Annotated in this window: 18 protein-coding genes; 7 read left to right on the top strand and 11 right to left on the bottom strand. The window is 68.8% G+C overall.

The features are described 5' to 3' along the window. Positions 1–209: 209 nt before the first annotated feature. The 4 genes from pflA to H5399_RS07435 all read right to left on the bottom strand — a co-directional run bounded on the left by pflA (position 210) and on the right by H5399_RS07435 (position 6,465). On the bottom strand, positions 210–1,049 hold the full coding sequence (gene pflA / locus H5399_RS07445) for a pyruvate formate-lyase-activating protein (RefSeq protein ID WP_370585708.1): 840 nt from the start codon (positions 1,047–1,049) through the stop codon (positions 210–212). Beyond that, on the bottom strand, positions 1,050–3,320 hold the full coding sequence (gene pflB / locus H5399_RS07440) for a formate C-acetyltransferase (protein ID WP_182782369.1): 2,271 nt from the start codon (positions 3,318–3,320) through the stop codon (positions 1,050–1,052). It abuts the gene before it with no gap. Positions 3,321–3,484: 164 nt separating this feature from the next. Beyond that, positions 3,485–4,198 (bottom strand): hypothetical protein, encoded by a 714-nt coding sequence (locus tag H5399_RS17565; RefSeq protein ID WP_220490879.1) that lies wholly within the window; start codon positions 4,196–4,198, stop codon positions 3,485–3,487. Next, a complete protein-coding gene (locus tag H5399_RS07435; RefSeq protein WP_220490878.1) occupies positions 4,102–6,465 on the bottom strand; it encodes a glycoside hydrolase family 2 TIM barrel-domain containing protein in 2,364 nt (787 codons plus the stop codon). Before H5399_RS07435 ends, H5399_RS17565 begins: the two co-directional genes overlap by 97 nt. Before the next feature lie 175 nt (positions 6,466–6,640). On the opposite strand from H5399_RS07435, the gene H5399_RS07430 reads away from it, so the two are divergent. The 5 genes from H5399_RS07430 (at position 6,641) to H5399_RS07410 (ending at position 13,399) form a co-directional block, all read left to right on the top strand. Further along, positions 6,641–8,464, top strand: a complete 1,824-nt coding sequence (locus tag H5399_RS07430) for a DUF294 nucleotidyltransferase-like domain-containing protein (protein WP_182782368.1) — start codon at positions 6,641–6,643, stop codon at positions 8,462–8,464. Beyond that, positions 8,461–9,129: an exonuclease domain-containing protein gene (locus tag H5399_RS07425; RefSeq protein WP_182782367.1), complete on the top strand. Its 669-nt coding sequence runs from the start codon at positions 8,461–8,463 to the stop codon at positions 9,127–9,129. Before H5399_RS07430 ends, H5399_RS07425 begins: the two co-directional genes overlap by 4 nt. A 71-nt stretch (positions 9,130–9,200) precedes the next feature. After that, entirely contained in the window at positions 9,201–10,586 is a 1,386-nt protein-coding gene (locus H5399_RS07420; RefSeq protein ID WP_182782366.1) for a deoxyribodipyrimidine photo-lyase, read from the top strand. A 64-nt stretch (positions 10,587–10,650) separates the two neighbouring features. After that, entirely contained in the window at positions 10,651–12,402 is a 1,752-nt protein-coding gene (locus H5399_RS07415) for a DEAD/DEAH box helicase (RefSeq protein ID WP_182782365.1), read from the top strand. A 40-nt stretch (positions 12,403–12,442) separates the two neighbouring features. Continuing rightward, positions 12,443–13,399 (top strand): glutathione S-transferase family protein, encoded by a 957-nt coding sequence (locus tag H5399_RS07410; protein WP_182782364.1) that lies wholly within the window; start codon positions 12,443–12,445, stop codon positions 13,397–13,399. Between the two features lie 60 nt (positions 13,400–13,459). Here H5399_RS07410 and H5399_RS07405 read toward each other — a convergent pair whose 3' ends face one another. Further along, positions 13,460–13,912 carry an Hsp20/alpha crystallin family protein gene (locus tag H5399_RS07405; RefSeq protein WP_182782363.1) on the bottom strand — a complete coding sequence of 151 codons (453 nt, stop codon included), beginning with the start codon at positions 13,910–13,912 and terminating at the stop codon, positions 13,460–13,462. Between the two features lie 128 nt (positions 13,913–14,040). After that, positions 14,041–15,495, bottom strand: coding sequence for a glutamate--tRNA ligase (gltX, locus tag H5399_RS07400; RefSeq protein WP_182782362.1), 1,455 nt, complete (start codon positions 15,493–15,495; stop codon positions 14,041–14,043). A 32-nt stretch (positions 15,496–15,527) separates the two neighbouring features. Between gltX and H5399_RS07395 the strand changes: the two genes are divergently transcribed. Together H5399_RS07395 and H5399_RS07390 are read left to right on the top strand one after the other, a co-directional pair. Continuing rightward, the gene (locus H5399_RS07395; protein ID WP_182782361.1) at positions 15,528–16,100 is read left to right on the top strand and encodes a DUF4112 domain-containing protein; all 573 of its coding nucleotides are present in this window, start codon (positions 15,528–15,530) and stop codon (positions 16,098–16,100) included. A 36-nt stretch (positions 16,101–16,136) separates the two neighbouring features. Next, the gene (locus H5399_RS07390) at positions 16,137–17,819 is read left to right on the top strand and encodes a glutamine--tRNA ligase/YqeY domain fusion protein (RefSeq protein ID WP_182782360.1); all 1,683 of its coding nucleotides are present in this window, start codon (positions 16,137–16,139) and stop codon (positions 17,817–17,819) included. 75 nt (positions 17,820–17,894) lie between these two features. On the opposite strand, the gene tuf is transcribed toward H5399_RS07390, so the two are convergent. From tuf to rpoC, 5 genes are all read right to left on the bottom strand, one after another. Next, the gene (gene tuf, locus H5399_RS07385; protein WP_182782359.1) at positions 17,895–19,094 is read right to left on the bottom strand and encodes an elongation factor Tu; all 1,200 of its coding nucleotides are present in this window, start codon (positions 19,092–19,094) and stop codon (positions 17,895–17,897) included. Between the two features lie 227 nt (positions 19,095–19,321). Further along, on the bottom strand, positions 19,322–21,406 hold the full coding sequence (gene fusA / locus H5399_RS07380) for an elongation factor G (RefSeq protein ID WP_370585707.1): 2,085 nt from the start codon (positions 21,404–21,406) through the stop codon (positions 19,322–19,324). A 69-nt stretch (positions 21,407–21,475) separates the two neighbouring features. Further along, a complete protein-coding gene (gene rpsG / locus H5399_RS07375; protein ID WP_182782358.1) occupies positions 21,476–21,946 on the bottom strand; it encodes a 30S ribosomal protein S7 in 471 nt (156 codons plus the stop codon). Next, positions 21,946–22,317 (bottom strand): 30S ribosomal protein S12, encoded by a 372-nt coding sequence (rpsL, locus tag H5399_RS07370; protein WP_077340453.1) that lies wholly within the window; start codon positions 22,315–22,317, stop codon positions 21,946–21,948. The genes rpsG and rpsL overlap by 1 nt, the downstream gene beginning before the upstream one ends. 296 nt (positions 22,318–22,613) lie before the next feature. Next, positions 22,614–26,552, bottom strand: coding sequence for a DNA-directed RNA polymerase subunit beta' (gene rpoC, locus H5399_RS07365; RefSeq protein ID WP_182782357.1), 3,939 nt, complete (start codon positions 26,550–26,552; stop codon positions 22,614–22,616). Between the last annotated feature and the right edge of the window lie 53 nt (positions 26,553–26,605).

Here is a 26,605-nt window from a genome sequence, read left to right as displayed (position 1 = left end):
AACCCCCGAGGTCGGGAGTGTCGCGCCCTCAGCCGCAAGGTAAGACAACCCTTCCGGTGAAGGAAGGCCACATCTCGCGCTTGGGCGTCTGCTCGACCTCACTCGCGGGGCATGGCGCCAAGGACGCCGACCCCATCGCGGAGCAACCGGACCATTCTGGCATGCCTGGGGCGAGGCGCCAAATCGCGGGGTCCCTCAGCAGGGGAGCGTCAGTACACCACGAGCCCCCGGCCGCGGAACAGCGCCCGCGCCTCCTCAACCATCTCCGGCGACGGCGCCCGCGTGTCCGCGAGGGAGTACTCCAGTCCGGCCTCCGCCCACTTCTGCCGGCCCATCTGGTGGAACGGGAGTACCTCGACACGCCCGACCGCGGGGAGTGAGGCAGCATACTCGGCGATCGGCGCGATGGTGGCGGGGTCGTCGGTCAGGCCGGGGACCAGGACGAACCGGATCCACGTCTCGATGCCGAGCCCTGACAACCGTCGGCCGAACTCCAGAGTGGGGGCAAGTGACCGCCCCGTCACCCGCCGGTAGGTGGCCTCGTCCCCCGCTTTGACGTCCAACAGCACCAGATCCACGTCGGCCAGCAGCTCGTCGGTGGCGTGCCGGCCGAGGAACCCGGAGGTGTCCAGGGCTGTGTGGACGCCCATCTCCTTGGCACCCCTCAGAACCCGCGCCGCGAACACCGGCTGCTGGAGCACCTCGCCGCCGGAGAGGGTGATCCCGCCGCCCGTGGCGCGGAAGACGCCCCGGTAGCGCCGGATCCGGGCCAGCAGGTCCTCGGCCCGCACTGGAACCCCGCGCGAGGCCGCCATCGTGTCCGGGTTGTGGCAGTAGAGGCAGCGCAGCGGACACCCCGCGAGGAAGGTCGTCATCCGCGTGCCCGGACCGTCGACGGCGGTGACCAGCTCCCAGGAGTGCACCGAGCCCACCTCGCCGGCGCGCTGCGCGGCCAGGAGCTCCGAACGGCCCAGCGCCTCCGCCGTCGGGATTCCCCCGAGCATGGAGGCGTGACGCGCCGCGGGCGCCGCCGGGGAGGCCAGAGCCACCTAGAGGGCCTCGTGGAAGGTCCGCGAGAGCACGTCGAGCTGCTGCTCGCGGGTCAGCTTGACGAAGTTGACCGCATACCCCGAGACGCGGATGGTGAGCTGCGGATAGTTCTCCGGGTGCTCCATGGCGTCGAGGAGAGTCTCGCGGTTCAGGACGTTGATGTTGGCGTGGTACAGCCCCTCCTCCATGCCCGCGTCGAGGATGCCGACCAGGTTGGCGACGCGCTCACCCTCGGTGCGGCCTAGCGCCTGGGGGGTGATGGTGTTGGTCAGCGAGATGCCGTCCAGTGCGTCGTCGTAGGCGAGCTTGCCGACGCTCATCATGGAGGCGAGCATCCCGTGGGTGTCGGCCCCGTTCTCCGGGTTGGCACCGGGCGCGAAGGGCGTGCCGGCGGCGTGGCCGCAGGGGAAGGCACCGGTGGCCTTGCCGTAGACGACGTTGGAGGTGATGGTCAGCACCGACTGGGTGGGCACTGCGTCCCGGTAGAGCCGGATGGCGCGGATCTTGTCCATGACGGTGGAGACCACGAGTTGGGCGAGCTCGTCGGCGCGGTCGTCGTCGTTGCCGTACCTCGGGAAGTCCCCCTCGGTGAGGTAGTCGATCACCAGGCCCGTGTCGTCGCGCACCGGGGTGACGGAGGCGTACCGGATGGCCGCGAGCGAGTCGGCCACGATGGACAGTCCGGCAATGCCGCAGCCCAGCGTGCGCACGATCTCGTCGTCGTGCAGCGCCATCTCGATGGCCTCGTAGGCGTACTTGTCGTGGCAGTAGTGAATGATGTTGAGCGCCTCGACGTAGGTCTCGACGGCCCAGGTGAGCATCTCGTCGTAGCGCGCCCAGACGGTCTCGAAGTCCAGCGGCTGGTCACCGATGATGGGCGCATAGCCGTCCACCACGGTCTTGCCGGTCATCTCGTCCCGGCCGCCGTTGATGGCGTACAGGAACGCCTTGGCGGTGTTGAGCCGCGCGCCGAAAAACTGCATCTGCTTGCCGATGGCCATGGGCGAGACGCAGCACGCGATGGCGGTGTCGTCGCCCCAGTGGCACCGGATCTCCCGATCCGACTCGTACTGGAGCGCGGAGGTCTCGATCGAGATGAGCGAGCAGAAGTCCTTGTACCCGGCCGGCAGCGCCGCGTCCCAGTAGACGGTGATGTTCGGCTCCGGCGCGGGGCCGAGGTTGCGCAGCGTCTGCAGCAGCCGGAACGACGTCTTCGTCACCAGGGTGCGGCCGTCGTCGGCGAACCCGCCGTCGGACCAGGTGGCCCAGTAGGGGTCCCCGGAGAAGATCTGGTCGTAATCCTTCGTGCGGAGGAACCGGACGATGCGCAGCTTGGTGACCAGCGCGTCGATGACCTCCTGCACGCCCTCCTCGGTGAGGAGGCCGGCTGCGAGGTCGCGTTCGGCGTAGACGTCGAAGAAGCCGGAGAGCCGGCCGATGCTCATCGCAGCGCCGTCCTGGCTCTTCACCGAGGCGAGGTAGGCGAGGTAGGTCCACTGCACGGATTCGACGAAGGTCGCGGCGGGGCGCCGGAGATCGAAGCCATAGCTGTCGCCCAGGTTCTTCAGCTTCTGGAGCGCCTTGATCTGCTCGGCGTGCTCCTCGCGGTAACGGGCCCAGTTCTCGGAGAACGGCTGGCCGGCCACTGCGTCGAGGTCGACCTTCTTCTGCTCGATGAGGCGGTCCACCCCGTACAGTGCCACCCTTCGGTAGTCGCCGATGATCCGCCCGCGACCGTAGGCGTCCGGCAGGCCGGTGATGAGGTGCGCGCTGCGCGCCTTGCGGATCCGGGGGGTGTAGATGTCGAAGACGGCCTCGTTGTGGGTCTTGCGGTACCGGGTGAAGATCTCCTTGACCCGCTGGTCGGGCTCCAGCCCGGCCTCGCGGATGGCCGTCTCCACCATCCGCCAGCCGCCGGCGGGCATCATGGGGCGCTTCAGCGGCGTGTCGGTCTGCAGCCCGACGATGACATCGTCGTCGCCGCAGATGTAGCCCGCGGGGAAGGCGTCCACGTCGCCGGGGATGTGGGTCTCGACGTCATAGACGCGACGGGCGCGCTCCACGCTGAGGAAGTCCCGCTGCAGGGTCTCCCAGACGCGCAGCGTCTTCTCCGTGGGTCCGGTGAGGAAGGCGGCGTCACCGGTGTACGGGGTGAAGTTGCTCAGGATGAAGCTGCGCACATCGATGCTGTGCTGCCACGGCCCCGGGCGGAAACCGCTCCAGGGGTCTTCTGCGGTGTCGGTGTTGCGGAGGGTGGCCGAGGCCGTCATGGTGCTCCCTGTGAGAAGGATCAAGAGTGTCTCTCACTGGCGAGCGACGTCGGCCGAGCACCGGGGCGGTTCCGTCCAGGAGCCGGCCACCGCGGTGTCGCCAACGATGGAATTGATACTACTCCTCGTAGGAATTCCGCCGGGGGCCGGCCCCACATAGCGCGCTACTCGGCCGCCCACCTCAGGGACCACGCGGCTGCGCGGGGGCGAAGCATGTACTCCGGCCGCACATCGGGCCCGCAGGATCGGGAGCCCAGCCCGTGCTGCTGGGCGTCGATGTAGAGGTGCATGGCGGTGGGCTCCCCCAGTTCGTGCGGATGGCGGGCCGCCGCCACCTGGTGGGCGTCGTGGGCGCGCAGGGAGAAGCCGGGCAGTTCCCCGCCGGCACGCTCGGCGTGGAGGGCGAGGCCCAGCTCGGGGAGGCTCAGCTCGCGCAGCTCCATCCGATGCCCGCTCTCCTGGGGGACGGCGTAGTTCACCACCAGATCCTCGATCATCGACCGGAATCCCCCCACGTGGGCGGCGGTCGAGGAGTCCACATAGTTTTCGTGCGGGCCGGTGCCGAACCAGGCCGCGCGGGTGAGCCCGAGGGGAAGCTCGAAGTGGAGGCCGATCCGCGGCCACGTGCCCTCCCAGTCCTTCGTCGGCTCAGCTGAGGCATCAAGCCGGAGGTCGTCGCCGTCGAGAGACCAGATCAGCTCGACGGTGACCGCCTGCCTGGTGGCGGCGGGGGCGTAGCGGTGCAGGACCGTGAGGCGGCCGGGACCAGGGGTGACCGACATCACCCGACGGTGCAGGCGGTCCAACCCTGCGTCTCGCCACTGCTCAAGCGACGACGGCGCGGGCGCGCCGACGCCACGCGAGGCGGTGGCCTCCACGTCCACGTAGGAGTTGAATCCCGCGAGCGAGTCGTTCTCAGTGGGGCCCGCCACAGCTCCAGCCGCGGGCCGCGGACATCGCGGCCGGCGAGTTCCAGGAGGTCTCCGGTGCGCGCGTCGAAGGCGGCGGGGCCGAGGTTGTAGACGCCGCCGGAGGGCGTGGGCGTCTCGCCGGTCACCGGGTGTCGCGGGGCGGGCGGCGCCTCGGCGAGGAGTGACTGGACCCGGCTGACCACGTGGCCGGCCGGCGCCCATGGCCCGCCGTCGGCCATCACGGCCTCGACGGTGCGCCACAGCTCCCCGGCCTCGGGGGCGTGGAACGGCGGCAGCTCGACGCAGACCAGCTCCCCTGGGGCCACCGGCCGGATCTCCACCTCGCCCGAGGCGATCTCGAGGCCGTCCAGCTCGTCGCGCCACACGATGCGCAGATCGCTGGTGTCGCCGTCGTGGCGTCGGTTCTCCACCCCGAGCTCCTCGTCTGTGACGGTGAGCTTCACGGGGGTCACCACCGCGGCGTACTCGGCCAGCATCGTGGTGGGGGTCCCGTCGGAGAGCACCATGCCGTCGCAGACGAAGGAGCCGTCGTGGAGCTGCTCGCCGAAGTCGCCGCCGTAGCCGAAGTACTCCACGCCGTCGGGTGTGGTGGTGCGCAGCCCGTGGTCGCGCCACTCCCACACGAAGCCGCCGTGCCATTGGGGCAGCGCGTCGAAGCGCTCCTCGTACTCGGCCACCGCCCCGGCGCCGTTGCCCATGGCGTGCAGGTACTCGCACAGGATCATGGGGCGGCCCGCGAGCACGGCGCTGCGCCCCGCGGAGCCACGGAGGTTGCGGCCGGTGCCGGCGGACAGGTCCTCCATCTCCTCCACCGTGGCGTACATGCGCGAGACCATGTCGGTGTAGCGGCCCTCGAAGTCGGGCTCGTAGTGCACGGGGCGGTCGGGGTCACGGCGGTGCAGCCACGCGGCCATCGCGGCGGCGTTGGCCCCGGTGCCGGCCTCGTTGCCGAGCGACCACGCGACGATCGACGGGTGGTTCTTGTCGCGTTCGAACATCCGGATCACGCGGTCCACGAGCGCCTCGCGCCAGCGGGGATCGTCCGTGGGGTTGTCCACCCACCCGCCGCGCTCGAAGCCGTGGGTCTCGAGGTCGCACTCGTCGATCACCCACAGCCCCACCTCGTCGGTCAGCTCGAAGAACTCCGGGTGGGGCGGGTAGTGCGAGGTACGCACGGCGTTGATGTTGTGGCGCTTCATCAGGTGAAGCTGGGCGCGCACCCGGTCGCGATCGAAGACCCGGCCGTGGTCGGGGTCGTACTCGTGCCGGTTCACGCCGCGGATACGCAGCTTGCGGCCGTTGACGAGCCACTCGTGGCCCACGATCTCGATGCGCCGGAACCCCACTCGCAGGGTTCGCGTCTCCGCGGCGTTGCTCACCCGGGCGTCGTAGAGGCGGGGCCGGTCCGCGCTCCACGGGTCGACGACGCCCACCGGGATCGGCGCAACGTCTCCTGGGGCCTCGAAGGTGTGGGCCAGGCCGAGCTCGTCGAGACTGATCGTGACCGGGAACGCCGCGGCGTCGGCGCGCACCTCGGGCATCAGGGTGCCCTCGCCGGTCTCGGGATCGAAGTCCGCGCGCAGCCAGAGGTCGTCGATCCCGGCAGCGGGGCGGGCAAGGACGGTCACCGGCCGGAAGATGCCGGGCAGCCACCATTGGTCCTGGTCCTCCACGTAGCTGGCCGCCGACCACTGGTGGACGCGCACGCGGAGCACGTTGCGCCCGGGCCTGGCCTCGTCGGTGACGTCGAGCTCCTGGGCCAGCCGGCTCCCCCGCACCACGCCCACCAGGGAGCCGTTGAGGGACGCGATGGCAAGGGACTCCACGCCGTCGAAGCGCAGGAACACCCGGTCCCCGAAGCCGTCGGGCAGGTCGAACTCGACGCGGTAATCGCCGGTGGGGTTGTCGTCGGGGACGTGCGGGGGCTCCACGGGGAAGGGGAAGTTGACGTTGGTGTAGGCAGGTCTGCCCCAGTCGCCGCGACCCTGAAGGACCCAATGGCTCGGCACGTCGATCTGGTCCCAGCCGGAGTCGTCGAGGTCGACGGCGGCGGCACCGTCGGGCGCCAGGTCGGGCCGGGCGGAGTACCGGAAGCGCCACGTGCCGCTCAGGTCGATCTCGGCGGCGTCCGAGGCCACCCGCGACCTCGGCTGCACCCGTCGCCCCGACCCCGGCGCGAACGACTCGATCTCCGACACTGCTCTGCCCTCCATGGCTCGTCCAGACTCCCCCTCACCCTATCCAGCGCCCCCTCCCCGTGCACGACACGCCGTCGCATCCCTACCCCGGCGCCCTCCCGGTACCCGAGACCCCACTCAGACGGCGAGTCGTGCCCGGCGCAGGGGCGACGGGTAGGCTGCGCGCAACGACGATCGAAGGGGATCCGCCGTGTCCGAGCTTGCCGACATCACCCAATTCCTGGCCGCCCGCGAGCCGTGGTCCCTGCTCCCTCCCGGCCGCATCTCCGCCTTCGCGAAGCGCGCCGTCGGGCGCTACGTCCGCAGGGGCACGGTGATCCTCGCCGCCGGCTCCGCCCCCACCGCGATGTTCCTGGTCCGCTCGGGGGCCGTGGAGATCGTCGACGCCGGGGGCGACCTCATCGACCACGACGAGCAGGGCGCCTGCTTCGGGCAGCTGTCCATCATCGAGGAGCGGCCGTCCCGCTTCACGTTCACCGCGCTCGAGGACACGTTGCTGTGGTCGTTCGCCCCGGACGCGGTCCGGGAGCTGCTCGCGGTGCCGGAGGTGCGGCGTTACTTCACCGAGTCGCGGTTGAGCGATGCCACCCGCCAGGTCCCCGAGGGCGGCCCCGTCCTGCAGGTTCCCGTCTCCGAGATGATCACCCGCTCCCCCATCACCATCCAGGCGGACGCGACCGTCGGCGAGGCCGCCCAGGCGATGGACGAGGCGCGCGTCTCGGCCATCCTCGTCACTGAAGCTGACGCCCTGGTGGGCATCCTCACCGACCGGGACCTGCGCCGGGTGGTCGCGCGGGCCGTGGCACCCTCGTCGCCGCTGGCGGAGTCCATGTCCACCGCGCCGCACACGATCAGCCACGACGCCCTCGCCCTGGACGTCCTGCTGAACCTCGTGGAGCACAAGATCCACCACCTCCCGGTGATGGATGGCGACCGGGTCCTCGGCATGGTCACCTCAGGCGATCTGATGCGGTTGGAGCGCTCGAGCCCGCTCTACGTGGTCGGGGACCTGGCGCGGCAGTCGGACCCTGCCTCGCTGGCGCGCGTCATGGGGAGGGTACCGAAGCTGGTGGGTCGCCTCCTGCGCCAGGACGCCACCGCCGAGGACATCACCCGGATCGTGAGCCGGACCACGGAGGCGCTGTGGCAACGGCTGCTGGAGCTGGCCGAGGAGCAGCTCGGCGCCCCCCCGGTGCCCTACTGCTGGGTGGCGCTGGGCTCGCTGGCCCGCGGGGAACAGGCGCTCGCCTCGGACCAGGACCACGCCCTGATCCTCAGCGACGACTACGAGCCCGGCCACGCGCCCTACTTCGAGCAGCTGGCCGAATCGGTGACCTCCGCCCTCGTCGAGTGCGGCTTTCCCCGCTGCAAGGGCGATGCCATGGCCACCAACCCGCAGTGGCGCAAACCGCTGGCGGCGTGGAGCCGCGAATTCGTCTCCTGGCTCGCGGCCCCCACGTCGGAGGCCGTCCTCAACTCCTCGATCTTCTTCGACATGCGCCCCGTCCACGGCGACCACACGCTGTACACGGCCCTCCAGCAGCGCATCCTGCGGACCGCGCCGTCCTCGACGCGGTTCCTCGGCCACCTGGCCAAGCACGCCAACGACGCCGAGGTGCCGATCGGGTTCCTCCGCGGCCTCGTCGTCGAGAAGAAGGGCCAGCACCGCGACCGTCTCGACATCAAGCTGGGCGGCATCAACCCCATCGTCGACGTGGCCCGCATCCACGCGCTGCACAAAGGGCTGCCGCAGGTCTCCACCCGGGGGCGGCTGCTGGCCGCGGCCGAGCACGGCGCCGAGGTGGACAACCTGCTCGACGCCTACGAGTTCCTCGGCTACACGCGCCTCCAGCACCAGGGGAGGCAGGTGGCCGCCGGCAAGGAGCCTGACAGCCACATCGATCCCGGGGACCTGTCGGACTTCGAGCGCCGCCACCTGCGCGACGCCTTCTCGATCGTCGGCAAGGCCCGATCTGCGCTCACCGTGACGTTCCAGACGCACTTCATCTCATGAGGTGGCCGTTCCGCCGCACCAACGCGGGGGCCGCGGACAAGGTGCCCGACGGCGCGCTGCGCCGCTACCTCAGCGCCGAGCCTGTGCCACGAAGCACCCCGATCTCCGAGCTGGCCCTGCTCGCCGTCGACTTCGAGACCACCGGCTTGACCCCGGCCGCCGACCACATTCTCTCGGTCGGGATGATCGACGTGACGGGGCTGAGTATCCCGCTCGGCACCGCCACCAACTTCTACGTCAACCCCGGTCACGAGGTGGGCCAGTCCGCCGTCATCCACCAGATCACCGACGACGAGCTCGCCGACGCCATCCCCAGCGCCGAGGCGCTGGACCGCGTGTTCGAACGCCTCACCGGCAGGGTGCTGCTGGCCCACCATGCCGCGATCGAGGTGGGGTTCCTGGCCGCCGCGGTGCGCCTCCTCTACGGCGTGAGCATCGAGCTGCCCGCCGTGGACACGATGGCGCTCGGGCATCGGGCACTGGGCTTCGACGAGGACCACCCCCGCGACGCGCTGAGGCTCTGGAAGCTCCGCTCACGCGCCGGGCTGCCGCACTACCGCGGCCACGATGCCGTGGTCGACGCCCTGGCCTGCGCGGAGCTGTACCTGGCCCTGGCCCAGGAGCTGGGAGTCAAGGACCTCGGCCAGCTCCTGCGCTTCTCCTGACCCCCGCCACTACACTCGCCCCACGTCCCTCGCGCGCCCCGGCCGCGGCGATCAAGGAGCTTCGATACCCGATGACCACCATCTGCTGGTTCAGGCGAGTACTTCGCGTCGAGGACCATCCGGCCCTCGTGGCCGCCGCCGCCGAGGGCAGCGTCGTGCCGCTCGTCATCCTCGATCCCGACGAGGCGGCCGCGCACCCCGCCTCCGCCGAACGACAGGCCTTGAGCCTGCCCGCGCTGGACGCCGAGCTCCGGCGCCACGGCAGCAGGCTCACGGTGCGGCGGGGGCGCCCCACGGACGTGTTGGCCTCGGTCATCCGCGACACTGATGCGGCATCGGTCCACACCACCGTCGGCTTTCCCTTCGCCGCCGACGACGGCCTCGACGACGCGGTCACCCGGGCCGGCGCGCGGCTGAGCCTCCATCCCTTGGCGGACCTGGTGCCGCGCGGCTCCGTGAGGACCGGCTCGGGCGGCACGTTCCGCGTGTACTCGCCCTTCTTCAAGGCGCTCAAGCAGCTGGACATCCGTCAACCCGTGGCGCCACCGGAGCTCCGGCCGCCCGACTCCTGGCCGTGGTCGGACCCGCTGGACTGGCCCGAGGCCCGGGCGGCGATGCGCCGCGGCTGGGACGTGGTGGCCGGCCACGTCGACGCCGGGGAGGCGGCCGCCGTGCAGCGCCTGGAGGACTTCCTGGACGCGGCCGTCGAGGACTACCAGGCGCACCGCGACGACCCGTGGCGCCCGGCCACCTCAGGCCTGTCCGATGCGCTGGCCGTCGGCGAGATCAGCGCGCGCACCATCTGGCACCGGTGTCTCCCGGCCTGGCACGAGGGACGACCCGGCGTGGAGGGCTTCCTCTCCGAGCTGGCCTGGCGCGAGTTCGCCCGCGACCTGTTCCACGAGTCCCCCACCCTCGGCGAGCGCTGCTGGCGCCCGGAGTGGGAGTCCTTCCCGTGGGACGGCGACGGGGAGGCGGCCGAGCTGTGGCGCCGCGGCCGCACCGGGGTGGCCATGGTCGACGCGGGGATGCGGGAGCTGTGGGCGACCGGCCGGATGCACAACCGGGTGCGGATGATCGCCGCCAGCTACCTGACCAAGCACCTTCTCGTCGACTGGCGCGTGGGGCTGGGCTGGTTCGAGCGGACGCTCACCGACTGGGACGCCGCCTCCAACGCGATGAACTGGCAGTGGGTGGCGGGCTGCGGGCCCGACGCGTCTCCCTACTTCCGGATCTTCAACCCCGACACGCAGGCCACCAAGTTCGACCCACGAGCCGCCTACCGCTCGCACTGGCTCGCCCCGGAGGCCGACGGCGCCCGGGACTTCGCCGCGGCCGCCCCACTGTCCTGGCACGTCGACCTCGCCGATCGACCCGAGCCCGTCATCTCGCTCGCCGACGGCCGAGCCCGCGCGCTCGCCGCCTACGAATCCCTCCGCGCGGGAAAAGCCGGCTGAACGCCCTGCCCGGCGTGTCGGGGCTTGGGTCACGGCGCACCCGGCGGCTAGAGTCACCGACCGTATGTCTTCCTCCGCCCTGGACCACCTGTCCCCCGCATTCCCGCAACGGGCGGCGTGGGGTACCGCGTCGTCGCTGCGGGCCTGGCAGGCCGCGGCGCTTGAGCAGTACGCGCGGGACCAGCCCCGCGACTTTCTCTGCGTGGCCACCCCCGGAGCAGGCAAGACCACGTTCGCGCTGAGGGTCGCGCTGACCCTGCTGTCGTCGCGGACGGTGCGCCGCATCGTCGTGGTGACCCCCACCGAGCACCTCAAGGTGCAGTGGGCGGACGCCGCCGCCAGGGTCGGGATCCAGCTGGACCCGGGGCTGGGTGGGTCGTCGCGGCGGGGCCGTGCGAAGGAGTACCACGGGTCGGCCGTCACGTACGCGGGGGTCGCGGCCCGCTCCTACGTCTACGAGGCGCTGTGCCATTCGAAGGAGACCCTGGTCATCTTCGACGAGATCCACCACGCGGGCGATTCCAAGAGCTGGGGCGAGTCGATCTCCTACGCGTTCACCCACGCCACCCGCCGGGTCGCGCTGACGGGCACCCCCTTCCGTTCGGACGACCACCCCATCCCGTTCGTCGCCTATGACGACATCGCCCCCGGCGTGCAGCAGTCGCGCGCCGACTACACCTACGGCTACACCGAGGCCCTGGCCGACCACGTCGTGCGGCCGGTGATGTTCATGAACTACGGCGGGCAGATGCGGTGGCGCACGAAGTCCGGCGACGAGCTGGGCGCCGACCTGGGCGTCCCGATGACCAAGGACCTCACCGCCCACGCCTGGCGCACCGCCCTGTCGCCCACCGGCGAATGGATCCCGGCGGTGCTGCGCGCGGCGGACAGGCGACTCAGCGAGGTCCGCCGCCACGTCCCCGACGCCGGGGGCCTCGTCATCGCCACCAACCAGACCACCGCGCGCGCCTACGCCCGGCTCCTACACGACCTCACGGGCAGCAAGCCCTGCGTCGTGCTCTCCGACGACGCCAAGGCCACGACCCGCATCGAGACGTTCGCCTCGTCCGACGAGCGGTGGATGGTGGCCGTGCGAATGGTCTCGGAGGGCGTCGACGTGCCCCGCCTGGCCGTCGGGGTCTACGCCACCGCAACCTCCACGCCGCTGTTCTTCACGCAGGCCGTCGGCCGGTTCGTGCGCAGCCGACGACGGGGCGAGGTGGCCACCGTCTTCCTCCCCACGGTCCCGGTGCTGCTCGCCCACGCCGCGACCCTCGAGCGGCAGCGCGATCACGTCCTCGGTAAGCCCAAGGGCGACGACGTCGACATCTGGGCCGAGACGGAGGCGCTGATCGAGCAGGCCAATCGCAGCGAGACGACCGCCGACGACCTGCTCGGCCAGTTCGAGGCGCTGGAATCCTCCGCGACCTTCGATCACGTCCTGTTCGACTCGCAGGCCTTCGGCATGCATGCCGAGCCCACCTCGGCCGACGAGCACGACTACCTCGGCCTGCCCGGCCTGCTCGAGCCAAGCCAGGTCAGCGCCCTCCTCGCCGACCGGCAGCGTCGGCAGCTCCGGCGGCGTGAACGCGACGACCGGAAGGCCGAGCCCGAGGTGGCTCTGCACCGGGCGATCGCCTCGAAGCGCAAGGAGCTGAACTCGCTGGTGGCGCAGTTCGCGCGGCACAAGGGCGTTCCGCACAGCCACGTGCACGCGGACCTCCGTCGAGAGTGCGGCGGGCCGCCGCTGGCGCAGGCCTCGCAGGCGGAGGTGGACCAGCGGGTCAGCACCATCCGGGCCTGGCTGCGCGGCTGACCGTTCCTGGCGGCTCCGAACCGGCGGCTAGCCTGGGGCCATGACCGAGCACACTGAACACTCAGCAGGCGGCGTCTACTCCGTCAAGGGACGCGAGTTCACCCGCGACTCCCGCTACATCGAGACCCGCATCGTCGCCGATCCGCGTCCGGGCACCGACGACTACCCCGTCGAGCCTGGGCGCTACAGGCTGGTCGCGGCCTACGCGTGCCCGTGGGCCAACCGCGCCATCATCGTCCGCGAGCTCCTGGGCCTGCAGGACGTGATCTCGCTGGGCACCCCAGGCCCCACGCACGACTCCGACTCCTGGACCTTCGACCTCGATCCCGGTGAGGTGGACCCTGTGCTCGGGATCCCCCGCCTGAAGGACGCCTACGAGAGGCGCTTCCCCGGCTACCCCCGTGGCATCACGGTCCCCGCCATCGTCGACGTGCCCACCGGGATGGTGGTGACCAACAACTTCCCCCAGATCACCGAGGACCTGTTCTTCGAGTGGCGGTCCTTCCACAAGCCCGATGCGCCGGACCTCTGGCCCGAGGGCCTGCGGGGCGAGATGGATGAGGTGATGCAGCGCGTCTTCACGGAGGTCAACAACGGCGTCTACCGGTGTGGCTTCGCCGGGTCCCAGGAGGCCTACGACGCGGCCTACGACCGGCTGTGGACGGCGATGGACTGGCTGGAGGAACGGCTGGCGGACAGGCGCTACCTGATGGGGGACTCGATCACCGAGGCCGACGTGCGCCTGTTCACGACGCTGGTGCGCTTCGATCCCGTCTACCACGGCCACTTCAAGTGCAACCGCTCCAAGCTCTCGGAGCTGCCGAACCTGTGGGGGTACGCCCGCGACCTCTTCCAGACGCCGGGCTTCGGCACCAACGTGGACTTCGAGCAGATCAAGCGGCACTACTACGTTGTGCACACGGACCTCAACCCGCTCAGCATCGTGCCCAAGGGACCCGACCTGTCCGGGTGGACCACCCGTCACGGTCGCGGCTGACCCGGCACGCACGACGGCGGGGCGCCCCTGGGTGGAGCGCCCCGCCGTCGTTGTCCGCGGTCAGGATTCAGGCTGTGCCGCGTCGGTCTCGACGCTGCCCTCGATCTGATTCATCTTCGCGGAGTGCTGTACCTCGATCTTGCGGGGCTTGGCGGTCTCGGCGACGGGGATGGTGAGGGTCAGGACGCCGTCGGAGTACGAGGCGCTGATCTTGTCCACCGCGAGCCCGCGGCCGAGCGTCAGCTGGCGGGCGAAGGTGCCGACGGCGCGCTCACGGGTCAGCCACTGGGCGCCCTCGTCCTGGGCGGGCGAGGTGCGCTCGGCGCGGACGGTGACGGTGGCGCCGTCCATGTCGATGTCGATGCTGGCGGGGTCCACACCGGGCAGGTCGATGTGCGCGACGAACTCGTCGCCGGTGCGGTAGAGATCCATGGGCATCGCGACTGACGCCGGGGTGCGGGTGACGTCGCCGAGAAGGCGGTCGATGTCGCGGAAGGGGTCGAAGCCAGGCATTGTGCGTTCCTTTCTGAATTCATCGGGTGCCGGACTTGGTTTCAAGTTGAGTGTACCTCGCTCAACACGTGAGTCAAGTCCAAGTTGAGCGCCCTCGGCTCAAGTCACGCCGTGCCAGACGATGCCCGTCAGAGGGAGGCGCGCAGAGCTCGGAGGCGGGCGAGCGAGGACTCCCTGCCCAACAGCTCCATCGACTCGAACAGCGGCGGTGAGACCTTCCGGCCCGAGATCGCCACGCGGATGGGGGCGAAGGCGAACTTGGGCTTGATGCCCATCCCCTCGACGATCCGCTCCCGCAACCCCGCCTGGATGGCGTCGGTCGAGAACGGCACGGACTCCGCCACGGCGATGGCCGCGTCCAGCACCTCAGCCGCGTTCTCAGCGAGGCCGGCCAGGGCGTCGTCGTCGATCACCAGCGCCTCGTCGACGGCGAAGAGATAGTCCAGCTGGGGCCGCGCATCCTTCAGCAGCACCAGGCGCTCCTGAATGAGCGGCACGGCGCTGCGCAGCAGGGCGGCCTCGGCCCCGGTGGGCGCCCAGTCCGCCTCGAACTCAAGGATCCGCGACGCCAGCTCCTCGGCGGACAGGCTCCGGATGTAGTGCCCGTTGAGCCAATCCAGCTTCTTCAGATCGAAGATGGGGCCCACTGTGTTGACCTTGGACCAGGAGAATCCCTCGACGAACTGCTCGAAGGTGGACACCTCGGACTCCTCGTCTCCCGCGTAGCCGAGCAGCTGGAGGAAGTTGCGCACGGCCTCGGGCAGATATCCCTGCTCCTTGAACCACATCAGCCGCGCGGCGGGGTTCTTGCGCTTCGAGATCTTGGACTTGTCCGTGTTGCGCAGCAGCGGCATGTGGGCGAACGCCGGCCGCTTCCAGCCCAGCCAGTCGTAGAGCAGCACGTGCTTCGGCGTCGAGGAGATCCACTCCTCGCCGCGCACCACCGTGTCGATCCCCATGAGGTGGTCGTCGACGACCACCGCGAGATGGTAGGTCGGGAAGCCGTCGGCCTTGAGGATGACCTGGTCGTCCGGGCGGGGCGCCTTGACCGTCCCGCGGACGATGTCCTCGAACTCGAGCGGCGCGTCGTCGGGAATCAGCATCCGCACCACCGGGGTCTCGGAGAAGCCCGGCAGCGCCGCCCTCTCCTCCCGGGTCTTCCCCAGGCACAGCCGGTCGTAGCCGGTCACCGACAGCTTGAGCGCCTCCTGCTCCTTCCGCAGGCCCGCCAGGCGCTCCGAGGAGCACCAGCAGTGGTAGGCGTGGCCGTCAGCGAGGAGCTGCTCGACGAACGGGCGGTAGGTGTCCAGCCGCTCCGACTGACGATACGGGCCGAAATCGCCTCCGAGATGCGGCCCCTCATCGGCCTGCAGCCCAAGCCACTCGAGCGAGTCGTAGATCTGCTGCTCGCTGCCCTCCACCAGCCTGGCCTGATCCGTATCCTCGATCCGGAGCACGAACGCCCCGCCGGTCTTTCGAGCCCAGGCGAGGTCGAACAAAGCCATGAAAGCGGTGCCGACGTGCGGGTCGCCGGTGGGCGACGGGGCGACACGGGTCCGGGCCGGGGTGGGTGTAGCGCTCATGGGAGTTCACCCTATCGGGCATCCTTGGGGCTATGACGACCGAACCGGGCCCCACCCCAGCCAAGGCGCTCCAGCACGCGCGGGACGCGGTCGACGACGCTGCACGCGGACGGATCCGCGGCTACCTCGCCTCAGATCCTCCGCCGAAGCCCGCCCAGATGACGCGCACCCTGAGCTACTTCCTCGACGATCTCGTGCAGATCCCCGGCACCAAGGTCCGCGTCGGACTGGACCCGTTCCTCTCCTTCATCCCTTGGGCGGGCACCGCCGTGGGAGCGGCATTCGGCAGCGTGGTGATGGCCGACGCCATCCGGCTCCGGGCTCCATTGCCGGTTCTGCTCCGGATGGGCACCAACTCACTGCTGGACTGGGCCCTGGGCATGGTCCCCTTCGTGGGCGCGTTCTTCGACGCCGCGTACCGCGCCAACAAGATGAACCTGAAGCTCCTGAACCGCACGATCGAGAACCGGGAACTGGTGCGTCAGGCCTCCGTCCGGTACTGGATCGGCGTCGCCGTTCTCGTGGCCCTGCTGGTGGCCGCGATGGTGGCCATCCCCATCGCGTTCATCATGGGGATCAACCACCTCATCGCCACCACCGGCTGACCGGCCCCACCGCGGGTGGCGTGCTAATTTACCCGCATGACCGAGCCCTCCGCCATGCCCTCCAACTTCATCTACGAGGCCGTGGACGCGGACGTCCAGGCAGGGAAACGCGGCGGCCGGGTCCAGACGAGATTCCCTCCCGAGCCCAACGGATACCTCCACATCGGGCACGCCAAGGCGATCGTCGTGGACTTCGGGGTGGCTGCGGACTTCGGCGGCATCTGCATCCTGCGCCTCGACGACACCAACCCGGAGACCGAGGACACCAGCTTCGTCGAGGGGATCGTCGAGGACATCGAGTGGCTCGGCTACGAGCCTGCAGACGTGCGCTACGCCTCCGACTACTTCGAGGAGTTGTACTCGTGGGCCGAGCGGCTGGTCAGCGCAGGCCTCGCCTACGTCGATGATCAGGACGGCGAGGCCATCTCGGCCGGCCGCGGTGGCTTCGGCAAGCCAGGGGTGAATTCGCCCTTCCGCGACCGCTCCCCCGAGGCGAACCTGGACCTGTTCCGGCGCATGCGCGCCGGTGAGTATTCGGATGGTTCGAGGGTGCTGCGCGCCAAGATCGACATGGCCCACGAGAACATGCAGCTGCGCGACCCCATCATGTACCGGATCCGGCGCGTGACGCACCACCGCACGGGCGACGACTGGGCGATCTATCCCACCTATGACTGGGCGCACGGCCAGTCCGACGCCATCGAGGGCGTCACCCACTCCATCTGCACTCTCGAGTTCGAATCACACCGCCCCCTGTACGACTGGTTCCTGACCCAGCTGGGCGTCGAGGAGCCCCCGCGACAATACGAGTTCGCCCGCCTCGAGCTCACCCACACCGTCACCTCCAAACGGCGGCTGGCGAAGCTGGTCATGGACGGCGTCGTCGACGGGTGGGACGACGCCCGGATGCCCACCCTGCGGGGCCTGCGCCGCCGGGGCTACCCGCCCACCGCGATCCGCACCTTCTGCCGAGAGGTGGGCACCACCCGCACCAACTCTCGACAGTCCATCGAGGCCCTCGAAAGCTATGTCCGGCGCGAACTCAACTCCACGGCCCAGCGCCGGATGGCGGTCATCCGCCCGCTCAAGCTGCGCATCACCAACTGGCCGGTCGACGACGCGGGCCTGCCCGTGGTTGAGCACTTCGAGCTGGCGAACAACCCGGAGCGAGCGGAGGACGGCACCCGCAGCGTCGCGTTCAGCGGCGATCTCTGGATCGAGCAGGAGGACTTCCAGGAGGTGCCCCCGCCCAAGTACTTCCGGCTCTCCCCCGGCCGTGAGGTGCGCCTTCGGGGCGCCTACTTCGTGACCGCCACCGACGTCGTCAAGGACGAACAGGGCAACGTGGTCGAGGTGCTCGCCACCTACGACCCGGCCTCGAAGGGCGGCAACTCCCCGGACGGCCGGAAGGTCAAGTCCACGATGCACTGGGTGTCGGCTCCGCACGCGGTGTCGGCCACCGTGGCGCTGTACGGCCGGCTGTTCTCGGCCGAGGCCCCCGGCGACGCGACGGGTGAGGCTCTCGACGACCTCAACCCGGACTCACGCGAGGTGCTCGGCGGGGCCAAGGTGGAGGCGGCACTGCTCGACGCGCGGCCCGGTGAGGTGGTCCAGTTCGAGCGCCTGGGCTACTTCGCCGCAGACCTGGACGAGCCGATGCTGTTCCACCGCACGGTGGGCCTGCGGGATGAATGGGCGGCCATCCAGAAGCGGGGCTGAGCCTCCCTTGCCCGGGAACGCGACGAGGGCCGTGCAGCCGAAGCTGCACGGCCCTCGCCAGGCGTGGAGACTAGATCACTTGATGATCTTGGTGACGTTGCCTGCACCCACGGTGCGGCCGCCCTCACGGATGGCGAACTTGAGGTTCTCCTCCATGGCGATCGGCTTGTTGAGGTGCACGGTCATCTCGGTGTTGTCACCAGGCATGACCATCTCGGTGCCGGCAGGCAGCTGGACGACCCCGGTCACGTCCGTGGTACGGAAGTAGAACTGGGGGGAGTAGTTCGAGAAGAACGGCTTGTGACGGCCACCCTCCTCCTTCGCCAGCACGTAGACGTTGGCCTCGAAGTCCGTGTGGGGCGTGGTGGAACCGGGCTTGATGACAACCATGCCTCGCTCCACGTCTTCCTTCTTGGTGCCGCGAAGCAGAAGGCCGACGTTCTCGCCCGCGCGACCCTCGTCCAGGATCTTGCGGAACATCTCCACACCGGTGACCGTGGAGGACTGCTTGGTCTCACGGATGCCGATGATGTCGACCGTCTCGCCCGTCTTGACGATGCCGCGCTCGATGCGGCCGGTGATGACGGTGCCACGACCGGTGATCGTGAAGACGTCCTCAACGGGCATCAGGAAGGGCTTCTCGGTGTCGCGAGCCGGCTGCGGGATGTGCCCGTCGACGGCGTCCATGAGCTCGAGGATGCTCTCGGACCACTTCGGGTCGCCGTTCAGCGCCGGGAAGGCGGCCACGCGGACGATCGGGAGGTTGTCGCCGTCGAACTCCTGAGCCGTCAGGATCTCACGGAGCTCCATCTCGACCAGTTCGATCAGGTCAGCGTCCGCGTCATCGATCATGTCGCACTTGTTGAGGGCGACGACGATGGCCGGGACACCGACCTGGCGGGCCAGGAGGATGTGCTCGTGGGTCTGAGCCATCGGGCCGTCGGTGGCGGCGACGACGAGGATCGCACCGTCCATCTGGGCGGCGCCGGTGATCATGTTCTTGACGTAGTCGGCGTGCCCGGGGCAGTCGACGTGCGCGTAGTGACGCTTCTCGGTCTGGTACTCGACGTGCGCGATGGAGATGGTGATACCGCGCTGGCGCTCTTCGGGCGCCTTGTCGATCTGATCGAACGCCGACACAGCATTCCACTGCGGGTACTTTTCGTGGAGCACCTTCGTGATCGCCGCGGTCAGAGTGGTCTTGCCGTGGTCGACGTGTCCGATTGTGCCGATGTTGCAGTGCGGCTTAGTCCGCTCAAACTTGGCCTTTGCCACGAGGGCTCCTTCTTGGGATCTCGCCTCGCTGGTTGCGGGGCGTCGCTTATGGTTCCTCTAGAGAGGTCAGCATCTGAGCTTAGCGCCCAAACGCATACCTGACCAATCCTATAGGAGCCTAGTTCTCAGTCAAACCGGGCGAGGGTGAACCCCTCCCGGAGACGGCGGATGGCCGGGGTCTCCCCCGGCCATCCGTCGTCAGTGGCGACGCAGTGCGTCGCAGCAGCTCACTCGCCTCCGCGAGACTTCGCCACGATCTCCTCGGAGATGAACTTCGGCGTCTCGGCGTAGGAGTCGAACTCCATCGAGTACGACGCCTGGCCCGAGGTCTTCGACCGCAGGTCACCCACGTAGCCGAACATCTCCGACAGCGGCACGAGGGCCCGCACCACACGGTTGCCGTGCAGCTCCTCCATGGCCTGGATGTGGCCACGGCGCGAGTTGATGTCGCCGATGACCGTGCCCAGGTAGTCCTCCGGCGTGGTGACCTCGACCGCCATGATGGGCTCCAGGATTGCCGGGTCCGCCTTGCGGGCCGCTTCCTTGAACGCCATCGAGCCGGCCAGCTTGAAGGCGAGCTCCGAGGAGTCGACATCGTGGTAGGCGCCGTCGGTGAGGGTCACCTTGATGTTGTCCACCGGGTAGCCGGCCAGGACGCCGAACTGCAGGGCATCCTTGACGCCGGCGTCCACCGCGGGGATGTACTCCCTGGGGATGCGTCCGCCGGTGACGGCGTTGACGAACTCGTAGCCCGAGCCCGGCTCCGTCGGCTCCAAGTCGATGATGACCCGGGCGAACTGACCCGACCCACCGGTCTGCTTCTTGTGGGTGTACTCGATCTTCTGCACCTTGCGACGAAGCGTCTCGCGGTAGGCCACCTGCGGCTTGCCGATGTTGGCCTCGACCTTGAACTCACGGCGCATGCGGTCGATCAGCACATCGAGGTGCAGCTCGCCCATGCCGGCGATGATGGTCTGGCCGGTCTCCTCGTCCGTGTGCACCCGGAAGGTGGGATCCTCCTCGGCCAGGCGCTGGATCGCGTGCGACAGCTTCTCCTGGTCCGACTTGGTCTTCGGCTCGATGGCCTGCTCGATGACGGGGTTGGGGAATGTCATCGACTCCAGCACGATCGGGTTCCCCGGGTCGCAGAGGGTCTCTCCCGTGGTGGTGTCCTTGAGGCCCATCACCGCGCAGATCATGCCGGCGCCGATCTGGGGGATCTCCTCGCGCTTGTTGGCGTGCATCTGGTAGATCTTGCCGATGCGCTCCTTGCGGCCCTTGGTGGCGTTGAGCACCTGGGAACCGGAGTGGAGGACACCGGAATAGATGCGCACGAACGTCAGTCGCCCGAGGTGCGGATCAGCGGCCACCTTGAAGGCCAGGATCGACAGCGGCTCGTCGTCGGCGGGGTGACGCTCCATGCGGACCGACTCGTCGTTGGGCTTGAAGCCCTCGATGGCGGGCACGTCGAGCGGTGACGGCAGGTAGGCGTTGACGGCGTCGAGCAGGGGCTGGACGCCCTTGTTCTTGAACGACGAGCCACACACCACAGCGGTGAACGTGTTGGAGATGACGCCCTTGCGGACGGCCGCCTTGATCTGCGCGACCGTGGGCTCCTCGCCCTCCATGTAGAGCTCCATGATGTCGTCATCGACGTCCGCGATGCGCTCGATCAGCACGGCGTGGGCGGCCTCAGCGGCCTCCTTGAGGTCCGCGGGGATCTCCTCGACGGTGTAGTCCTCACCGATCGTGGTCTCGCCGTGCCAGGTGAGCGCACGCATCTCGACGAGGTCCACCACACCCAGGAATCCGCCCTCGGAGCCGATCGGGAGCTGCAGCAGCACCGGATCGGTGTTGAGGCGCTCACGGATGGTCCGGACGCAGTGGTCGAACGACGCGCCCGTGCGGTCCAGCTTGTTGATGTAGCAGATGCGCGGCACACCGTACTTGGTGGCCTGACGCCACACCGTCATCGACTGCGGCTCAACGCCGGCCACGCCGTCGAACACCGCGACAGCGCCGTCGAGCACGCGGAGCGAACGCTCCACCTCGACGGTGAAGTCGACGTGCCCGGGCGTGTCGATGATGTTGATCAGGTGGTCCTTCCAGAAACAGGTCGTGGCGGCCGACGTGATCGTGATGCCGCGCTCCTGCTCCTGCTCCATCCAGTCCATCACGGCGGCGCCCTCGTGAACCTCACCGATCTTGTAGGTCTTGCCGGTGTAGAACAAGATGCGCTCGGTGGTGGTGGTCTTGCCGGCGTCGATGTGCGCCATGATGCCGATGTTGCGAACCTTGGAAAGGTCGGTCACTGTGCAGTCCTTATGTCTCTGGGTAGTAGACGGTGAAGGCCCCCGGGGTTGAAACCCGGGGGCGACCGATCACCAGCGGTAGTGCGCGAAGGCGCGGTTGGCCTCGGCCATCTTGTGCGTGTCCTCGCGACGCTTCACCGAAGCACCGAGACCGTTGGAGGCGTCGAGGATCTCGTTCATGAGGCGCTCGGTCATCGTCTTCTCGCGACGGGCGCGGGAGAAGCTGACCAGCCAGCGCATCGCCAGCGTGTTCTGGCGGCCGGGCTTGACCTCGATCGGCACCTGGTAGGTGGCGCCGCCGACACGACGGGACTTCACCTCGATGGAGGGCCGGACGTTGTCCAGTGCGCGCTTGAGCGTCTGCACCGGATCCGTGCCCGTCTTGACACGGGTGCCCTCGAGGGCGTCGTAGACGATCGACTGCGCGATGGTCTTCTTGCCGTCGAGCAGAATCTTGCTCACCAGCTGAGAGACGAGCGGGGAGCCGTACACCGGGTCGATGGGGACCGGGCGCTTCGGGGCGGGACCCTTGCGTGGCATTACTTCTCCTTCTTCGCGCCGTAGCGGCTACGGGCCTGCTTGCGACCCTTGACACCCTGGGTGTCGAGCGAGCCGCGGATGATCTTGTAGCGCACACCGGGGAGGTCCTTCACGCGACCGCCGCGGACGAGCACCATCGAATGCTCCTGCAGGTTGTGGCCGACGCCCGGAATGTAGGCGGTGACTTCGATGCCGGAGCTCAGGCGCACACGAGCGACCTTGCGCAGCGCGGAGTTCGGCTTCTTCGGGGTCGTGGTGTACACGCGGGTGCACACGCCGCGACGCTGGGGCGAGCCCTTCAACGCGGGCGTCTTGTTCTTCGAGACTTTGTCGGTGCGGCCCTTGCGGACCAGCTGCTGAATAGTTGGCACCTGTTGGTATCACTTTCGTTGTCTGGGTGGACGTTTGTCATCCCTGGCGCAACCCTTCGACGTGGGGCCGGGTCACCGTTTCCAACCTCACGACACATCGAGTTGCCGTGCGAACTCCGCACAGGTCTGGTCTCTTCGCAACGAATAAGAACGCCAGGATCATGCCAGGGCACGCACATATGGGCCCGAGCAACCGAGCACGCCCACTTAGGTTACTCCAGCGCCCCACTATGGTCAAAAACGCGGCGGAGGGCCCCGGACTTTTCAGTCCAGGACCCTCCGCACATGGGCCGACGTCAGCGAAGCTCGCCGAAGTCCATCTCGTCGAGCGGGACGGCGGGGCCGACCACGTCAGAGCCGAACGAGTAATCGTAGGGATCGTAGCTCATCGTGAAGGCGCTGGCTCGCGCCTCCTCGGTGGGCTCCACCCGGATGTTGCGGTACCGCTCCAGGCCGGTGCCGGCCGGGATCAGCTTGCCGAGGATGACGTTCTCCTTGAGGCCCTTGAGCGTGTCGCTCTTGCCCTGGATCGCCGCGTCCGTGAGGACCTTGGTCGTCTCCTGGAAGGAGGCCGCCGACAGCCAGGACTCGGTGGCCAGGGAGGCCTTGGTGATGCCCATCAACACCGGACGACCTTCCGCCGGCTTTGCGCCCTCGGTCAGTGCCTGACGGTTGGCCGCCTCGTAGGACGCGCGGTCCACGAGCTCGCCCGGCATCATCGACGTCTCGCCCGAGTCGATGACCGTGACCCGGCGCAACATCTGCCTGATGATGATCTCGATGTGCTTGTCGTGGATGGGGGCGCCCTGCGTGCGGTACACGCGCTGGACCTCCTGCACGAGGTGCTCCTGCACCTTGCGCAGCCCACGCACGCGGAGCACGTCCTGGGGATCCACCTGGCCGGCGGTCAGCTGCTGACCGATGGTCACATGCACGCCGTCCTCGATGTGGGTCCGGTGGCCGGAGTGGTCCTCGAACTCCAGGCGTGCGCGTCGCGCCACCGGGTACTCGAGATCCTCGCCGCCGTCGTCGCGCACGATGACGATCTTGCGGCTCCGGTCCCCGTCCTCGATCCGCACGACGCCGTCGGCCTCGGTGATCGGGGCCTTGCCCTTGGGCTGACGGGCCTCGAACAGCTCGGTGACGCGCGGCAGACCCTGCGTGATGTCGTCTCCAGCCACACCACCGGTGTGGAAGGTACGCATCGTCAGCTGGGTGCCGGGCTCGCCGATGGACTGCGCCGCGACGATGCCGATGGCCTCGCCGACGTCGACGATCTTGCCCGATGCCAGCGAACGGCCGTAGCACATGGCGCACGTGCCCACCGCGGACTCACACGTGAGGACGGAGCGGACCTTGACCTCGGTCACGCCTGCCTGCACCAGGGTGTGGATCTCCTCGTCGCCCAGGTCGGTGCCGGCCTTGACCAGCACCTCCCCCTTCGCGTCGAGCGCGTCGACCGCGAGGGAACGGGCATAGACGGCCGTCTCCACCTCGTTCGACATCTCCACCGTGGCGCCCTCGGCGAACGGCTCCGCGGCGATTGCCACCGGCCTGCCGTTCTCCCCGACGCCCGGCTTGGTCCACTTCGCGATCGGCCGGATGAGGCCACGCTCGGTGCCGCAGTCCTCCTCGCGGACGATGACATCCTGCGACACGTCCACCAGACGACGGGTCAGGTAGCCCGAGTCCGCGGTCCGCAGGGCGGTGTCGGCCTGACCCTTACGTCCACCGTGGGTGGAGATGAAGTACTCGAGAACCGACAGGCCCTCACGGAAGTTGGACTTGATCGGGCGGGCGATGATGTCACCCTTCGGGTTGGCCACCAGACCTCGCATGGCGGCGATCTGACGCATCTGCGTCATGTTTCCGCGGGCCCCGGAGTCCACCATCATGAAGATGGGGTTGTCCTTGGTGAAGTTCGCCTTCATCGCCTCGGTCAGCTCGGCCGTGGCGTCGGTCCAGATCGCGATGAGCTCCTGACGGCGCTCATCCTCGGTCACGGTACCGCGCTCGTAGAGCTTGTCGATCTTGGCCGCGCGGGTCTCGTACCCCTCCAGGATCTGAGCCTTCTGCGGCGGGGTCTGGACGTCCCCGATGGACACCGTCACCCCGGAGCGCGTGGCCCACTGGAAGCCCAGGTCCTTGAGGTTGTCCAGCGCGGCGGCCACGACCACCTTCGGGTAGCGCTCGGCCAGCTCGTTGACGATGCCGCCGAGGACCTTCTTGCCCACCACTTCGTTCACGAAGGCGAAGTCGTCCGGGAGCGCCTCGTTGAAGAGGGCCCGGCCCAGCGTGGTCTCCACGATGAGGGAGCCGTCGGCGCGGGGCGTCGAGCCCTCGACGACGACCCCGGTGAGACGGATCCTGATGTTCGAGCCGATGGACAGGTAGCCACGGTCGAACGCCATGATGGCCTCGGCCAGGGACGAGAATGTCCGACCCTCGCCCGCCCCCGGACGCACCAGCGTCAGGAAGTAGTGGCCGATGATCATGTCCTGCGTGGGCATGGTCACGGGTCGGCCGTCGGCCGGCTTCAGGATGTTGTTGGTCGAGAGCATCAGGATGCGGGCTTCGGCCTGGGCCTCCACCGACAACGGGAGGTGCACGGCCATCTGGTCGCCGTCGAAGTCCGCGTTGAACGCGGTGCACACCAACGGGTGGATCTGGATGGCCTTGCCCTCGATCAGCTGGGGCTCGAAGGCCTGGATGCCGAGGCGGTGCAGCGTCGGTGCGCGGTTCAGCAGCACCGGGTGTTCGGCGATGACCTCTTCCAGCACGTCCCACACGACGGGGCGCTGGCGCTCCACCATCCGCTTGGCGGCCTTGATGTTCTGGGCGTGGTTGAGATCATCCAGGCGCTTCATGACGAAGGGCTTGAACAGCTCCAACGCCATGGCCTTGGGCAGACCGCACTGGTGCAGCTTCAGCTGCGGGCCCACCACGATCACGGAACGGCCCGAGTAGTCCACGCGCTTGCCGAGCAGGTTCTGGCGGAACCGGCCCTGCTTGCCCTTGAGCATGTCGGAGATCGACTTCAGCGGGCGGTTGCCCGGCCCCGTGACTGGACGGCCGCGACGGCCGTTGTCGAACAGGGAGTCCACGGCCTCCTGCAGCATGCGCTTCTCGTTGTTGACGATGATCTCGGGCGCGCCGAGATCCAGGAGGCGCTTGAGCCGGTTGTTGCGGTTGATCACGCGACGGTAGAGGTCGTTGAGATCGGAGGTGGCGAAGCGGCCGCCGTCGAGCTGCACCATCGGGCGCAGGTCCGGGGGGATCACCGGGACCACGTCGAGCACCATGGCCGACGGGTGGTTCTGGCCGGACAGGAACGCCGCGACGACCTTGAGGCGCTTGAGCGCCCGGGTCTTGCGCTGGCCCTTGCCGGTGGCGATGGTCTCGCGCAGCGACACGGACTCGGCCTGGAGGTCGAAGGACTGGAGGCGCTTCTGGATGGCCTCGGCGCCCATCGATCCCTCGAAGTACTTGCTGAAGCGCTTCTTCATCTCGCGGTAGAGCATCTCGTCGCCCTCGAGGTCCTGGACCTTGAGGGTCTTGAAGCGCTGCCACACCTCGTCGATGCGGTCCAGCTGACGCTGCGAGCGGGTGCGGATCTGACCGGCCTCGCGCTCGGCCGCTTCGCGGACCTTGCGCTTGATGTCCGCCTTAGCGCCCTCGGACTCGAGCTGGGCGAGGTCCTCCTCCAGCTTGCGCATGCGCGCCTCGATGTCGGCGTCGCGGCGGGTGGCGACCTGCTTGGTCTCCACCTCCACCTTTGCCTGCAGAGACGCGAGGTCCCGGTGACGGGCCTCCTCGTCGACGGCGGTGATCATGTGCGCCGCGAAGTAGATGACCTTCTCCAGGTCCTTCGGGGCGATGTCCAGCAGGTAGCCGAGCCTGCTGGGGACACCCTTGAAGTACCAGATGTGCGTGACGGGGGCGGCCAGCTCGACGTGCCCCATCCGGTCGCGGCGCACGTTGGAGCGTGTCACCTCGACGCCACAGCGCTCGCAGATGATGCCCTTGAACCGCACCCGCTTGTACTTGCCGCAGTAGCACTCCCAGTCCCGGGTGGGACCGAAGATCTTCTCGCAGAAGAGGCCGTCGCGCTCAGGCTTCAGCGTGCGGTAGTTGATGGTCTCCGGCTTCTTGACCTCGCCGTGCGACCATTCGCGGATTTGGTCGGCGCTCGCGAGACCGATCCGCAGCTCGTCATAGAAGTTCACGTCCAGCACGTTGCTTCTCTTTCCCCTACGCGTGACGCGTAGGCGCTGTTTCGATGTGAGTC

This window comes from Tessaracoccus sp. MC1627 (assembly GCF_014164725.1).
Taxonomy (GTDB): Bacteria; Actinomycetota; Actinomycetes; order Propionibacteriales; family Propionibacteriaceae; genus Arachnia.
The sequence above is the reverse complement of the archived record's forward strand: the minus strand, read 5'-3'. Positions and strand labels throughout refer to the sequence as shown.

Excerpts from the sequence above, each read along its gene's own strand:
- H5399_RS07435 (WP_220490878.1), bottom strand. The coding sequence starts at position 6,465 with ATGGAGGGCAGAGCAGTGTCGGAGATCGAGTCGTTCGCGCCGGGGTCG.
- H5399_RS07390 (WP_182782360.1), top strand. The coding sequence starts at position 16,137 with ATGACCGAGCCCTCCGCCATGCCCTCCAACTTCATCTACGAGGCCGTG.
- H5399_RS07410 (WP_182782364.1), top strand. The coding sequence starts at position 12,443 with ATGACCGAGCACACTGAACACTCAGCAGGCGGCGTCTACTCCGTCAAG.
- pflB (WP_182782369.1), bottom strand. The coding sequence starts at position 3,320 with ATGACGGCCTCGGCCACCCTCCGCAACACCGACACCGCAGAAGACCCC.
- gltX (WP_182782362.1), bottom strand. The coding sequence starts at position 15,495 with ATGAGCGCTACACCCACCCCGGCCCGGACCCGTGTCGCCCCGTCGCCC.
- H5399_RS07405 (WP_182782363.1), bottom strand. The coding sequence starts at position 13,912 with ATGCCTGGCTTCGACCCCTTCCGCGACATCGACCGCCTTCTCGGCGAC.
- H5399_RS07395 (WP_182782361.1), top strand. The coding sequence starts at position 15,528 with ATGACGACCGAACCGGGCCCCACCCCAGCCAAGGCGCTCCAGCACGCG.
- H5399_RS07425 (WP_182782367.1), top strand. The coding sequence starts at position 8,461 with ATGAGGTGGCCGTTCCGCCGCACCAACGCGGGGGCCGCGGACAAGGTG.
- H5399_RS07420 (WP_182782366.1), top strand. The coding sequence starts at position 9,201 with ATGACCACCATCTGCTGGTTCAGGCGAGTACTTCGCGTCGAGGACCAT.
- H5399_RS07415 (WP_182782365.1), top strand. The coding sequence starts at position 10,651 with ATGTCTTCCTCCGCCCTGGACCACCTGTCCCCCGCATTCCCGCAACGG.
- rpsG (WP_182782358.1), bottom strand. The coding sequence starts at position 21,946 with ATGCCACGCAAGGGTCCCGCCCCGAAGCGCCCGGTCCCCATCGACCCG.